A 13,126-nucleotide genomic window follows, 5' to 3' on the forward strand; every position below is an offset into this window, starting at 1 on the left:
CGAGCGCGCCGCCCGCCGCGGATCTGCGGCGGGCGGCGCGGTTGGTGCGTTACCTCAGGAGAGCGCGATGTCGCGGTAGTAGTAGCGCAGGATCGCCTGATAGTTCTTGCCCTCGTTCGCGAGGTCACGCGAGCCGTACTGCGACAGCCAGTCCCCGTCCACCCAGCCACCGCACGCGGTAGTCGTCGCGCAGTAGTGCGCCCGCAGGATGTTGCCGCTCCGGGTCATCCGGGCCGACCATGTCCGGTCCACCGCGGCGGACGTGGACGAGACTGCCGACGACGGCCGGTAGACCTGGTCGCCGGTGTCGTCCCGAACGTCGTAACACTGCCCGCCGGACGTCTTCCGGGTCGAGTGCAACGCCCAGTACCAGCCGTAACTCTTGACGGCCATCGCGCCGGCATCCAGCGAGGCGGCCGGCCAGCTCGTCACCCACTCGTTCGGGAGGACGTTCTTGACGTACGTCTTGAAGTCGACCCGGTCGACACGCCCGAGACTGACCCGGTAGACGAGGATGGTGCTCGGCAGCTTGCTGTTGGTGCCGTCGGTGGTACAACCCGTCGGCCCGCTCACCAACTCGTGCGAGGCGTTGTTGTTCTTCAGCGTGGCGTTGAGGTTGCCCTTCGCCCCGGCGGTGAAGTCCTGGCTCGCACCGGCGAAGTTGCTGTTGAAGTAGACCCGCACGGTCTTGCTGGTGCGGTTCCAGACCGACGCGGCGTTGTTCTTGACGCACAGGCCCTTGCCGCTGCCCGCGCCCTTGAAGTCGTAGCAGGTCGGTTGGGTCGTACCGTAGTCGTCAAGTGAGTCGGTGAAGTCGGAGACCGAGCCGGCCTGGTTGCTGTTGTAGTAGTAGCAGAACTCGCCGCTGTCGCAGGTTCCGTCCCGTGCGGCCGCCGCTGCGGGCGACGCAACACTCAGGATGGAAGTGGACATGGCGAGGACGGCGCCGACGATGGCGAGGCCCTTGCGGATATTCACGGTGTCCTACTTCTCGTTGTAGCCCTGGGAGTTCCAGAACGCCGTCGGGTCGGCGTTGTCCAGGGTGGGGTCGCCGACGCTGACGGCCGCGTGGGTCTGCCGGCCGGCCCGGACCTCGACGTGGGTGTGCGCGCCCGAGCTGGAGGACACCCCGTGCCACGACTCATCGCCGATGATCTCGCCCTTGCTGATGGCGTCGCCCACGCTCACCCCGGACCTCGGCGCGGTGTGCAGGTAGATCACCGACTTGTTGAGTGAGGAGTTGTAGACGGAGATCGTGGACAGGCCGCCGCTGCCGGTGGCGCCCCGCGCGACGTAGATGACCGTTCCGGAGACCAGGGCGCGCACGTCCGAGCCGACGCTGCGGGCGATGTCGATGCCCTCGTGCCGGCCGGGCGTGGTGGTGTAACCGTCGAAGGCGCACGTGACAGTGCCGCCGCTGGCCTGGTACAGGGCGTACGACAGGTTCGTGCGGGTCGACGGCGAGAACTGGTGCGAGGCATTGTTGTTCTTCAGCGTGGCGTTGAGGTTGCCCTTCGCACCGGCCGCGAAGTCCTGGTAAGAACCGGCGTAACCGCTGTTGTAGTAGACGCGTACGGTCTTGGTGCTGCGGTTCCAGACCGAGGCGGCCTCGTTCTTGATGCACAGGCCCTTGCCAGCGCCAGCGCCCTTGAAGTCGTAGCACGAGGGCTGCTCGGTGCCGTAGTCGTCGAGCGAACCGGTGAAGTCCGAGATCGATCCCGCGTTGTCGCTGTTGTAGTAGTAGCAGAATTCGCCGCTGTCGCAGACCCCATCTCGGGCCGCCGCCGACGCGGGCGATGCGACGCTGAGGATCGAGGTGGTCGCGGCCAGCGCGACGCCGACGGCGGCGAGGCTCTTACGGATGTTCATGGTGTCCTTTCAGAAACGGTGAAGGGGTGCGGGTCACTGCCCGCGTTGGTACTGCTCCCAGGTCTTGATCGGGATTCGGGGGCCGTCGTCCGGTCCCTGGTTGGCCAGGCCGTTCATGCCGAGGTAGTAGTCGCCGACCTGGTGTTGCGCCTGGCTGGACAGGTCCGTGTCGTTGATCGCCGTGGCGTGGATGTGCCACGGCCAGTCGCCCTGGTTCGGGTTGCGGACCCAGGCGGCGAAGCCGACCTGGCGCAGGGCCCGGGCGACGGCGGTGCGCCTGGCGGCGGTCATGCCGGTGACCGCGATGTCCACCACACCCCCGCCGTCGTGCGTACCGGCCGAGGTGGGGTCGCCCCCGGGGTTGTACGAGCCCTGGTCGAGCACCAGGGGGTAGCCGAGCAGACGCTGCGCCTCGGCCAACATCGCCTGCGTACGGGCGTTGACGACGTACCCGTCACGCTGCACCTTCGCGCCCGGTCCGATCGGGTTGCCGACGGTGTAACGGTTCTGCCCGAGCTTCGTCAGCGACGTCGTGCCGGGCAGCCCGTTCGCGGCCAGCCCGCTGAAGCCGAGTGAGCGTTGGTACGCCGCGTACGCCGAGACCGTCACGGTGCCGAAGTAGCCGTCGACCCACTGCGCGTTCAGCAGGCCCTGCGCCTGCAGCGCCTGCTCGACGGCGAGCACGGAGTTCTTCGCGCCCGGGGTCAGTGTGTTGTCGGCGCGTCGCGGGTCGATCTGGGCGGCCAGGACGGTGGCCTCCATGTCCACGACCGGCCGCGCGGTAGTGGTGACGGTTCGGTGCGCTGTGGCGCCGGATGTCGCGGCCCACGCCTGGGCCGGAACCCCGACAGCCACGCAGAGCGCGGCGAGCCCGACGGATAACCAGGGACGGCGCACTGTCGATCCTCCTCGCATTTGGTGTGTCGTTCGGAACGGACATCACCTTGCGAGAATCGGCCTGCTGTTCGGTACCCCTGCTGTCTTGTCAGATCCGTCAGGCCGTCACTGACCTCGGTGGATGTGGTGTTGTCAGCTTCCAGCGTTAGCCCCCTGACACCGGTCCGGGCGGCCGGGAGGCGCGCTCAGGCGGTGACGGTGACCATGAAGTACACCGGCCGGCGGGTGGGAAAGTACTCCTGCCCGTTCTCGTCGACCATCTTCCAGCTGACCCAGCACTTCCCGGGGCGGCTCGGCGCGGTGACCTCGACGCTGATCATCACCTGCTCGTCGGGCGGGGTGTCACCGATCGCCACCCGGTCAGGCACCCGGCAACCGTCGGCGTCGGCGGTGGGGTTGGTGCGGGCGAGGAAACGGTTGTGCCAGGCGACCTTCCCCACGTTCTTGAGGGCCCACACCTTGACGAACTGGGAGTTCACCCGCACCCGCGTGCCGTCGGGGATGGTGACGTCGGAGATGAACTTGCTTGAGTCGCCGGGGATCAGCGAGTCCGAGAATGCTGAGGCCGACGGCGACACCGACGGTGCGGACGACGCCGCCGCCGCCCCGGAGTCGTCCCGGGACGACCGGCCACGGACGACGACGCCCAGGACGGCGACCATCGCCACCACCAGGACCACTGCGGCAGCGGCGAGCCACGGCAGCCGGTGCCGGCGCGCACCCACGACCTCCTCGTCGGTCGGCGGGTAGTCGGTGACCCGAAGCGCGCCCTGCTCAGTCGGCGACGTCGCGGGGACGCTGGACACCACCGGCCCGTGGGCCTCCGTGGCGTCGGCTCGGGTGTCGGGCTTCCGTTCAACCGTGCTGATCGGGGTGTCCGCGCCGCTCGGGGGTTCGGTGCTGACCGGCGCCTCTTCGCCATCCGCGATGTCGTCGGCCGTCCCGGGGCGCTGCGCGTCCTCCCACCGGTGCCGCCACTGGACCTCGTCCGCCTCGCAGGCTCGGACGAACTCCCGCACGGTCTCCCAGGAGGGGAACCTGGTCCCGGCGGCGGCCTCGTGCAGCGTGGTGTGCGAGATCCGGCCCGACCGCCCAGCCATCTTGCGGAACGACGGCTCACCCGCGGCGGTCCGCAGGGCCCGTAGCTGTTCGGCGAACCTCTCGGCGGCCTGTCTGTCCTGAATCGACTGGGCGGCGGCACGCTGGTCCTTCATCACTCCCCCATGTCAGACGACGTCGTCAGGCGTTGTCAGAGCGTGTCAGAGGGTACCGAACGGGCCAAGGCCACCATCAATGTGGTGCATCGACGACACCGGGCTCGACGGTCCCGGTGCATTGAAGGAGGTCACCGATGAAGAGCCTTTCCCGCCGTGGCGTACGCATCCTCGCGGCCGCCGGTCTGGCGGTGCCCGCGACGCTGGCGTTCGCCGGCACTGCGCACGCCGAGACCAACCCGCGCTGCGCCGACTCGGTGCAGATCGGCGCGACGGCGTACGTCACCGTCGGCGGTCAGACCGCGGCATCGGTCAAGCAGTACAAGGGCTGCGGCAAGAACTACGCCTACACGTACGTGTGGCAGCAGTACCGGGCCAGCCACGGCTCATACCAGGTCTGCACCTCCATCGTCACCGGAAGCACGCTGCGCGACCTGCAGTGTTCCAGCGGCCCGGACGTCTGGTCCTCGGGCGCCAACACGCTGTCGGTGTGCACCCGGGCCCTCGGCGGCATCTCCGACGTGGCGCAGAAGGAGACCGAGGTGCGCTGCTGACCTGACGACCGCGACGTTGCCCGGCGGGGCGCTGGCTGTGCCAGCGCCCCGCTTCGTTCCGAGTCTCGCGTCAGGGGCAGGGTGTCCGCCCGCAGACGTCGACGACCTTGCCGGTGAGCAGGAAGACGGCCTTCTGTTTCTGGGCCCCGGCCTGGGCGCGGGGGAACTCGTGCGGATCGTCGCCGAACTCCGGCCCGGCCGGGGCGAGGTTGGTCGGCGGTGGCGCGTGGGCCGCGCCGCTGTTCCAGATCACGATCGCCGAGCCGATGTACGGGTAGCGGCGGATCGGCGTGATGCCCCAGTACGGCCGCACGTCCAGTGACCAGCCGTCGGCGAGCGCGGGAGTGTGCAGGCGCGCGCCGATGGTGCGCGCCTGCGCCTCCGCCGCGGCGGGCGAGACCTGCTGGTCGCCGAAGGCCACGTGCATCAGCACCTGGTGCGCCGGGGTGCGCGGTAGTGGCCGGTCGGTCATGTGCTGGGCGTACCCGTTGGCCTCGGACCGATCCCACAACATCTGCAGCAGCGCGAGGATCAACTGTTGGTCGACCTTGTCCGGGTAGTAGCTGTCCAGCACGGCTTGGAACGGTGCGAAGTCCACGCTGCGTTGCAGCAGCGTGGAGTAGTTCATCGCCGGCACGCCGAGCACCGACCGGGTCCAGTCCTGGGCGATGGCGGTGAGCGCGCCTCCGTTGATGCCACCCTGGCTGTTGCCGTCGTAGTGCAGTCCGCCACGGCGGTCGATCAGCGGCCGGGCGGTGGCGTCCCGGAATGCCGGGTGGGCGGCGAAGCCAGCCGGGTGGATCATCGCGCGCCCCAGGAAGAGGAAGTTCAGGAAGCTCTGCTGCAACCGGTCCGCTACTGCGGGGAAGACACTGAGGTCGGTGAAGGCGCCGGCGACATACGGAACGTCGGCGGCGGCCATGCCGATCCAGCTGGTCGCGCAGAACGTGAAGTTGTGGGTGTTCGACATCGTCTTGACGTTGCCGGCGTTGATCTCGGTCGGTCGGCCGAGCAGGCCGTGGCCGTAGAGTGAGAGGTGTGCCGGCCGCGCGGCCGAGGCGCTGCGCGGGATGTTGCAAACGAAGTCCGCCGCCACCGTCGCGCCGGACGGCGTTGGCAGGGCGTTCGGCGTGGGCGGCGTCCCAGCGCCACCGGCCGGCCCGTAGTGCAGCCGGGAGCCGGGCCCGCCGTCGCCGGTCAGATAGGACGGTACGCCGATTGTGCCGGTCACCTGCCGGGCGATCAGCGGATCCTGCTCCGGCGAATGGTCGGTCACCTGGGTGACGGTGACCGGCGGCGCGGCCCGGCCCAGGTCGGCGAACGCGTCGTCCCGGACCGCCAACATCCGACCGGTCAGCCCGTGCCGGCTGGCCACTGTGAAGTCCCAGGCCAGGTAGAGGCTGTGCCGCTGGACGCCGACCCGGGTCAGCTCGGTGAGGATCCGCCTCACCTGCGGCGCCCGGGCGTCCCGCTGGTGGACGCCGGCACCGGTCACGTACGACGTGAACGCCTTCGGCGCCCGGATCGACGCGCCGTCGCCGTCGCGCAGGCCGCGCAGCCCGACGACGTAGCGGGTGCCCTCGGCCAGCGCCACCGCCGGTCGGATGATCAACAACTGCCGGTCGGGCTGACCGACGGCGTGCGCGTCCAACTCGGCCCAGTACGGCGTGCGCTCCCCGGTCCGGGTGTTGAGCAGAACGATCGGCGCGTTCGGTGCCAGCGAGCGTCCGATGTCGGTGACCGGCGCGATCCCGCTCGCCGCGGCGTCGAGGCCGGGTACCCGCACCAGGATCGGCGAGCCCGGACTGAACCCGTCCTGCCGGTTCCACTCCGTCGGGTCGATCGGGGTTCCCTGCACGTTCGCGGGCATCGCGGCGGCGGCGAAGCGCACCCGCTTGCCGGTGGGGCTGCTCCGGTCCGGCACCGTGAAGTAGTCGTTCGGGAACGGCAGCAGGCAGGCGGTCGGGTCGATCGGGTCGCAGGACGGGTGCCCGGCCGGCGCGGGAGTCCTTGGCGGCGCGGCGGGGGCCGCCGTGCCGAGCAGGACGGCGCCCGCTGTCACCAGCACGGACACGGTGAGACGGAGCCCTCTGGAGGTGGTCACACGCATCTCCTTCGACGCTGGACGGCGGATCGACGGGTGGTGTCCTTCCTACGCTTGTGAAAGAAACTCAGCAAGCGTCGATGTGTCCGCCCGCAACCGCTCGTGGGCAGCGCCGCAGCAGTACGCCGCCGGCGATGCAGCAGTCCCATGAGACAACAGAATCGCGGTCGGTGGCCGGCAGCCAGATCACGCTCTGGCTGCCTGCCACCGACCGCACCAACGACGACTCACGGAAAGGTCAGTCGGTGATCACCGGCCAGGCGTAGGCGAGCAGGGCGCAGGCGGCACCCAGAAGCGCGAGCGAGACACCCCTCGTGGGCAGCGGCAGAGCAGCGAGCACGATGAGGATTACGGCGACAACGTAGAGAAATGCCTGGACCGACATGGTGCTCTCCTCGATCAGGGGTAACGAGCGGCTGACTTCATCCGCCGGGATGCCCCCGGGCGTGATCTCGGAAACCTCCTGCTGATCACAGTTCGGCCCACGTGGTACGTGCGGCTCGCCCGGTGCGGCGCCTACGTCTGGAGTAGAAGCGCTTCGGCGCCCACCGGTCGAAAGCCCGCTGCCTGTCCATTGAGCCCCGGGTGCGGTCGAGCAACGCACCCAGGAAACGCGGATTCATCGTAGCCGCCAGGGAGTCGCAGTCGAGGGCGGCCAGCGTATGACGTACCCACTGGGGGTCCTCGTCGGTGAACACCACCGAGTGTCCGGTGAAGGCGATGACTCCGGCGTCGCGGCGGCTTGGCTGCGGCACCACTGTGGTCCCGCCGTCCGGTGGCGGGAAGTGCCCATCCGCCGCCGCGTCCAGGATGTCGGTCAACGTGCGGTTCATTGTCGCCTCTCTTCGGTCCCCGACCGCACGCCGCCGAGGGTGGACGCGGCAATACGCTTCCCGCCCCTTGCCACCGCGCGGACCAAACAGTGCTAGACATCCTCCCGCCTGGAGTACGCGACTGAGTGTCGCGGTGTCTCGGCCCGCGCTTCGTCAGCTCCGTCGGCGCCTACGGCGCGTGGCTGCGGTACCAGATCCGGGGCCGGCCGTCAGCGGCGATGTCGACGTCCGTACGCACCTGGTAGACCTGCTCGATCCGGCTGGTGGTGAGAACCTCGACGGGCGTACCCGCCGCGACCACCCGCCCGCCGTACAGAAGCACCAGCCGGTCGCAGTACTGCGCGGCCAGATTGAGATCGTGCAGGGTCACCACGACGGTGCTGGCCGACTCGGCGAGGAACCGCAGCAACTCCAGCTGATGCCGGATGTCCAGATGGTTGGTCGGCTCGTCGAGCAGCAGCAGATCCGGTTCCTGCACCAGCGCGCGGGCCAGGTCTACCCGCTGCCGCTCACCACCGGAGAGGCTGGACCAGCGGCGCTGCTCGAAGCCGGCCAGGCCGGCCTCGGCGAGCGCGCGCCGCGCCAGCTCCAGATCCGCGGCGCCGACCCCGGCGAGGCGTGGCCGGTACGGCGTCCGGCCCAGCAGAACCACCTCCAGTGCGGACATCTCCAGGTCGGTGGCGACCTGTTGGGTGACCACCGCGATCCGCCGCGCCAGCGCACGCCGGGGTACCCCGTCCACCGCGACGTCGTCGAGCAGCACCCGCCCGGACTCCGGCCGCGCCAGCCCGGCCAGTAGCCGCAGCAGGCTCGACTTGCCGGAGCCGTTCGGCCCGAGCAGCCCGACCGTGGCGCCCGGTTCGGCGGTGAGCGCCACCCCGGCCAGGATCCGTACGCCGGCCACGCCCCACCCGATCCGGTCCGCGTGCAGCCGCGCCGGCGACGCTCCCGCCGGGTACGGGTCACCGCCGGTCGCCCGACCACTGCCGCCCACTCCCCGGTCGGCGGTGCCCGGCGCGATCACGGCGTACCCGTCCGGCGTCGCATGACCAGCGCGAACACCGGCACCCCGAGCAGCGCGGTGAGCACGCCCACCGGTAGCTCCTGTGGCGAGAAGACGGTCCGCGCCACGGTGTCCGCCCAGATCAGGAAGATCGCGCCGATCACCGCGCAGGCGGGCAGCAACGTGCGGTGCCGGGAGCCGAACAGGAACCGTACGGCGTGTGGCACGGTCAACCCGACGAAACCGATGGCGCCGCTCGCCGCGACCAGCGCGGCTGCCACCAGAGCGGTGACGGTGAACAGCAGCAGCCGGGTGCGCCCGGGAGAGAAGCCGAGCGAGCGGGCGGTATCGGTGCCGAACGCGAACGCGTCCAGCGCCGTCGCACTGGCCCAGCAGACCAGCACGCCGACGCCGACGACCACGGCGCTCAGCGCCACCGACGGCCAGGAGGCCGCCGTCAGCGAACCGAGCAGCCAGAACGTCACACTACGGGTGTCCTGGGTGTGCGCGTCGGAGATCACGATCAGGCTGGTCACCGCGCTGAAGAGCTGCGAGACGGCCACCCCGGCGAGAACGATTCGGGTCGGCTCGCCGGCCCTCCGGCCGGCCAGCAGCAGCACCGCGCCGAACGCGGCCATGCTGCCGACGAACGCGCCGGTGGTCAGGTCGACCGGGCCGGCGCCGATCCGAATGCCGAGTACCAGCACCGCCACCGCTCCGGTGGAGGCGCCGGACGAGACACCGAGCAGGAACGGGTCGGCCAGCGGGTTACGTGTGAGCGCCTGGAGCACCGCCCCGCACACCGCCAGACCGGCACCAACCAACGCGGCCAACAGCACCCGGGGCAACCGGAGATCCCACACGATGCTGTCCGGCAACGCCGGCAGGGGCTGGACCGGAAGGCCCACATGGCTGGCCACCGCGCGCAGAACGCTGCCGACCGGCAGATCGGCCGAACCCACGCTGACCGCCGCCGCGATGGTGACCAGCAGCAGGAGCGTGGCCATCGGAAGGACGTACCGGCCGTTTCTCGAGATGCCGGTAGGGGGTGGCGAGTCCCGCCGGCCGCTCGCCGAGACTGGGGACCGTGCGACTCGCGGGTTCATCGGCGGGCGAACACCACGTAGTCGTCCAGGTACTGCCAGACGGTGCCGACCTCGGCGAACCCGGCCGTGCGAAGGGCAGCCAGGTGGAACGCCAGTGAGGCTGGGGCCTGCGGCGGTCGGTCGGCGAACCGCCGTTCCCGCTGCGCAGCCAGGCCGGCCAGTTCCGGGTGTCGGGTCGCCTCGGCGTACCAGGCGGAGTAGGTGAGCGCCCCGGCGGCGAATGTCTCGTCCTGCACCTGCGCGTCGTGCCGACCGGCGATGTCGCGCAGGGTGGACGCCGATTCGTCGTAGCGGAGGTGGTCGGCGTTGAGCAGCACACCACCGGGGGGCAGCAGCCGCGCCGCGGTGGTGTAGACCCGCAGCAGTTCCTCCGGCGCGAGCCAGTGCAGTGCCGTCGAGGTGAGCACGGCGTCGACCCGCCGTCCGGTCAGCGCCTCCTCCCAGCCGTCGGCCACCAGGTCGACGTCGTGGACCTCGACCCGTGCGGTGTACCGGTCCAGGGCACGCCGCGCGATTTCCAGCAGGATCGGGTCGTAGTCGACCGCGACGGCGGTGGCGCGGGGGAACTGCGCCAGCATCCGGTCGCTGATCGCGCCGGGACCGCAGGCCAGATCGAGGATCGTGAGGTCGTTCGGGCAGTGCAGCCGCAGCACGTCGGCCATCGCGTCGAACCGCGGGTCGCGATGGGCCACGTAGGCGGACTGCTGGTCGTTCCAGAGTTCGAGCAGGCGGCGGGCGGCCGACTGGTCCAGTGCGGCGCCCTCGGCGCCGGCCGGCGGGGTCATCGGGCGGTCCCGTGCAGGTGGGCGCCGACCAGTTCCGCCGCCTGGACGCTGCGGATCGACGGGTCCATCGACGAGCCGGGCACTGTGACGAACCGTCCGGCGACCACCGCGTCCAGCTTCGACGTCACCGGGTTGCGGCGCAGGAAGTCGATCTTCGATTGGGCGCTGTCGCCGTCGCCGCCCCGGGTCAGATCGGCCAACACGATCACCTCCGGGTTGCGTTTGGCGATCTCCTCCCAGTTGCCGGCCGGCCACTTCTGGCTGGCATCGGTGAACGTATTGCGGGCGCCCAGCAGCGAGCTGATCGCGTCCGGTACCCCGCCGTGCCCGGCCACGTACGGGGTGCTCGTTCCGGAGTAGTACCAGAGGAGTGACGGGCCGGCGCTCGGCGCGGCCGTTGGCGCCGTACCTCGGGCGGCGTCCAACCGACTCTGCTGGTCGTGGATCAGCTTGTCGGCCCGCTCCGGGACGCCGAAGACGCTGGCGATGTCGCGGATCTCGTCGAAGATCCCGTCAAAGGTGACCGTCTGGGTCGCGTCCGCCGGCTTCTCGCAGGCGAACTCGGAGAGGTACGCCGGCACGCCGAGCGTGGCCAGGTCAGCGCGCAAGCCAGCGGCGTCCGGGGCGTACGCGGAGGTGTAGGTCGAGTAGACGAAGTCCGGGGTCGCCGCCCGGACCGCCTCTCGTGAGGGGTAGAGCTTGGCCAGCACCGGCACCTCCTCGTACGCCGGGCGCAGCTCGGGCAGCACCGGGTCGGTCTGGTAGCTGGTGCCGACCATCCGATCGGCGAGACCGAGGCTGAGCATGATCTCGGTGGCGTTCTGTTCCAGTGCGATCGCTCGCTGGGGTGGCGCGGAGACGCTGACCGGCAGTCCGCAGTTGGTCAGGTGGATGGGGGTGGCCAGGTGGTCCTGCGCGGGCGGTGCGGAGGCTCCCCGGTCGGAGCAGCCAGCCACGGCCAGCACTAGGCACAGGCCCGCCTTAATGAAAACGGTTTTCATGGGCGGGAACATATCAACAGCGCCTGCGCGGCCTGGCAGGCGGGGGTGCGGTGCATCAGCCGACGGCGGACGCCGGCCCGCGTTCCGGCCGGCGCCCGCTCAGACCGACGCCGGCGCAGTCGAGGGTGTGACCCGGAACCTGGGTCACACCCTCGACGCATTCATCCCCACGGCGGGGCACCGCTGACGGCCCCCAACCACGACCTCGACGGGTCAGCAGCCGATCCGGCTGGACCCCAGCGCGACGTCGTCGTACCAGAGGGTGTCGGCTCCGCCGCCATAGCTCTCCCAGCCCAGCTTCAGGTCGGTGAGCTGCGGCCGCCAGGCGCGGTTGTACCACTGGCCGTCGATGTCGTGCGTCGGTGCGCCGTCCGCGGTCAGCCCGGGGATTGCGGTCCCGTCCACCCAGGTACGCAGCTGACCGGCCGCGCCGTCCACCATGAACTCGACGCACGTCCACCGGTTGGTGGGTAGCGGCAGGCTCTGCGCGACCCCGGCCGGGCTCTGCTCGGGCAGGGTCGCGTCGTCGGAAGCGCGGTTCCACTGCAACGCGCCGTTCTGGCCACCCAACCGCAGGTCCTTGTTGCCGTCGGCAGCGTCGGCCATCGCCATCATCGTGGTGTGCTCGGTGGGTTGGGCGGTGGTGTGCCGGACCCAGACCCGGCCGTATCGGACGCTGCCCACGCTGCTGAGGTTCTTCGTGGCCTTGATGAAGACGTGGTTGCAGTATCCGGCGGCACCGTTGATCCGAACCGACCGGCTGCCGCTGTGCGTGGTCGCCGTGTCGATGGTGGCGGTACCGGCGCCGGAGCAGTCCGGGCTCACCACTGTCCAGTCACCGGACGGCGTCGAACCGGTCTGGCCCTCGAAGCCGTCGCAGAGCACCGCGCCGGCACACCCGACCGGCGGCTCGGTGGTCGGCGGCGGCGTGGTCGGCGGCGGCGGGGTCGTGGGCGGAGGGGTGGTGGGCGGAGGCGTCGTCGGCGGCGGGGTGGCGCCGTTGCACGGCACGCCGTTCAGGCTGAACCCGGTCGGCACGCCGCCACTGGAGCCGTACGTGCCCTGCAACCCGAACTCGGTGGAGCCGCCGGCCGGGATGCTGCCGTTGTACGACGCGTTGCGGGCGGTCACCGTCGATCCGGACTGGCTGACCGTGGCGTTCCAGCCGCTGGTGACCCGCTCGTCCCCGGCGTACGTCCAGGTGACGGTCCAACTGGAGACGGCCGCGTCCCCCGGGGAGACCTTGACGGTGGCGGTGAATCCGCCGGGCCACTGGTTGGGCGTGTAGTCGACCCGGCAGCCCTGGGCGGCTGCGGCCGGGCCGGTGAGCAGTGCCGCTCCGGTGGTGGTCGCGGCGGCGGCCAGCGCGGCGGCGACCACCAGGGTCGCGGCGGGGCGGGCACGGAAGATCGTCATGAAGGGTCCTTCTGCCATCGAGCTGAGCGGAGGCGGCACGGCGGCGCGTCCTGGACGGACGCGGCATGACAACGTGCCCTGGATGCGGCGCGGCGGTGCGCCACAGCGACCGGTCGTGCGTACGACCGAAGTGCCCGGCTCGGGGTGGACCTGTCAGTCGCCGACGGCCCGGTTGCCCGGACCCCGGCGGCGCCCACCCTCAATCTATTGACGATTGCCTATTGAATCAATAGTCGCCGGCCGGGTGTGCTTCCCGGCGATCGAGGCCCGGCGTCCCAGGTGCGAGGGAGCCACTCCCCTCTCGGAGGGGATCACTCCTACTCCCACCTCGCCGACTCTGGAGG

12 protein-coding genes and 1 pseudogene are annotated in these 13,126 nt (G+C 70.6%); 1 reads left to right on the forward strand and 12 read right to left on the reverse strand.

Annotated elements, in window-relative coordinates:
• Nucleotides 1-54: 54 nt before the first annotated feature.
• The 4 genes from IW249_RS29820 to IW249_RS29835 all read right to left on the reverse strand — a co-directional run bounded on the left by IW249_RS29820 (nt 55) and on the right by IW249_RS29835 (nt 3,980).
• A complete protein-coding gene (locus IW249_RS29820) occupies nt 55-978 on the reverse strand; it encodes a peptidase inhibitor family I36 protein (protein WP_196923828.1) in 924 nt (307 codons plus the stop codon).
• A gap of 6 nt (nt 979-984) precedes the next feature.
• Nucleotides 985-1,869, reverse strand: coding sequence for a peptidase inhibitor family I36 protein (locus tag IW249_RS29825; protein ID WP_112678391.1), 885 nt, complete (start codon nt 1,867-1,869; stop codon nt 985-987).
• Between the two features lie 33 nt (nt 1,870-1,902).
• Nucleotides 1,903-2,766 (reverse strand): peptidoglycan-binding domain-containing protein, encoded by an 864-nt coding sequence (locus tag IW249_RS29830; RefSeq protein WP_196923829.1) that lies wholly within the window; start codon nt 2,764-2,766, stop codon nt 1,903-1,905.
• A gap of 185 nt (nt 2,767-2,951) precedes the next feature.
• Nucleotides 2,952-3,980, reverse strand: coding sequence for an NBR1-Ig-like domain-containing protein (locus IW249_RS29835; protein ID WP_196923830.1), 1,029 nt, complete (start codon nt 3,978-3,980; stop codon nt 2,952-2,954).
• A 137-nt stretch (nt 3,981-4,117) separates the two neighbouring features.
• On the opposite strand from IW249_RS29835, the gene IW249_RS29840 reads away from it, so the two are divergent.
• Entirely contained in the window at nt 4,118-4,534 is a 417-nt protein-coding gene (locus tag IW249_RS29840; protein WP_196923831.1) for a hypothetical protein, read from the forward strand.
• A gap of 70 nt (nt 4,535-4,604) precedes the next feature.
• Here IW249_RS29840 and IW249_RS29845 read toward each other — a convergent pair whose 3' ends face one another.
• The 8 genes and pseudogenes from IW249_RS29845 to IW249_RS29880 form a co-directional block, all read right to left on the reverse strand.
• On the reverse strand, nt 4,605-6,638 hold the full coding sequence (locus IW249_RS29845; RefSeq protein WP_196923832.1) for a hypothetical protein: 2,034 nt from the start codon (nt 6,636-6,638) through the stop codon (nt 4,605-4,607).
• 238 nt (nt 6,639-6,876) lie between these two features.
• Complete coding sequence (locus tag IW249_RS29850; protein WP_167337290.1) at nt 6,877-7,023, reverse strand: hypothetical protein; 147 nt, start codon at nt 7,021-7,023, stop codon at nt 6,877-6,879.
• Nucleotides 7,024-7,207: 184 nt separating this feature from the next.
• Nucleotides 7,208-7,471 (reverse strand): annotated as a pseudogene (locus IW249_RS29855) (GNAT family N-acetyltransferase); the annotation flags it as partial.
• Nucleotides 7,472-7,640: 169 nt separating this feature from the next.
• Nucleotides 7,641-8,495 (reverse strand): ABC transporter ATP-binding protein, encoded by an 855-nt coding sequence (locus tag IW249_RS29860; protein WP_307788751.1) that lies wholly within the window; start codon nt 8,493-8,495, stop codon nt 7,641-7,643.
• Entirely contained in the window at nt 8,492-9,481 is a 990-nt protein-coding gene (locus IW249_RS29865; protein ID WP_231392703.1) for a FecCD family ABC transporter permease, read from the reverse strand. The genes IW249_RS29860 and IW249_RS29865 overlap by 4 nt, the downstream gene beginning before the upstream one ends.
• A gap of 95 nt (nt 9,482-9,576) precedes the next feature.
• Nucleotides 9,577-10,365 carry a class I SAM-dependent methyltransferase gene (locus tag IW249_RS29870; RefSeq protein WP_196923834.1) on the reverse strand — a complete coding sequence of 263 codons (789 nt, stop codon included), beginning with the start codon at nt 10,363-10,365 and terminating at the stop codon, nt 9,577-9,579.
• Nucleotides 10,362-11,366, reverse strand: a complete 1,005-nt coding sequence (locus tag IW249_RS29875) for an ABC transporter substrate-binding protein (protein WP_196923835.1) — start codon at nt 11,364-11,366, stop codon at nt 10,362-10,364. The genes IW249_RS29870 and IW249_RS29875 overlap by 4 nt, the downstream gene beginning before the upstream one ends.
• A gap of 213 nt (nt 11,367-11,579) precedes the next feature.
• Nucleotides 11,580-12,782, reverse strand: a complete 1,203-nt coding sequence (locus IW249_RS29880) for a cellulose-binding domain-containing protein (protein ID WP_196923836.1) — start codon at nt 12,780-12,782, stop codon at nt 11,580-11,582.
• Nucleotides 12,783-13,126: the final 344 nt, after the last annotated feature.

Source organism: Micromonospora vinacea (genome assembly GCF_015751785.1).
GTDB lineage: Bacteria > Actinomycetota > Actinomycetes > Mycobacteriales > Micromonosporaceae > Micromonospora > Micromonospora vinacea.

Excerpts from the sequence above, each read along its gene's own strand:
- IW249_RS29825 (WP_112678391.1), bottom strand. The coding sequence starts at position 1,869 with ATGAACATCCGTAAGAGCCTCGCCGCCGTCGGCGTCGCGCTGGCCGCG.
- IW249_RS29835 (WP_196923830.1), bottom strand. The coding sequence starts at position 3,980 with ATGAAGGACCAGCGTGCCGCCGCCCAGTCGATTCAGGACAGACAGGCC.
- IW249_RS29840 (WP_196923831.1), top strand. The coding sequence starts at position 4,118 with ATGAAGAGCCTTTCCCGCCGTGGCGTACGCATCCTCGCGGCCGCCGGT.
- IW249_RS29850 (WP_167337290.1), bottom strand. The coding sequence starts at position 7,023 with ATGTCGGTCCAGGCATTTCTCTACGTTGTCGCCGTAATCCTCATCGTG.
- IW249_RS29865 (WP_231392703.1), bottom strand. The coding sequence starts at position 9,481 with ATGGCCACGCTCCTGCTGCTGGTCACCATCGCGGCGGCGGTCAGCGTG.
- IW249_RS29870 (WP_196923834.1), bottom strand. The coding sequence starts at position 10,365 with ATGACCCCGCCGGCCGGCGCCGAGGGCGCCGCACTGGACCAGTCGGCC.
- IW249_RS29875 (WP_196923835.1), bottom strand. The coding sequence starts at position 11,366 with ATGAAAACCGTTTTCATTAAGGCGGGCCTGTGCCTAGTGCTGGCCGTG.
- IW249_RS29880 (WP_196923836.1), bottom strand. The coding sequence starts at position 12,782 with ATGACGATCTTCCGTGCCCGCCCCGCCGCGACCCTGGTGGTCGCCGCC.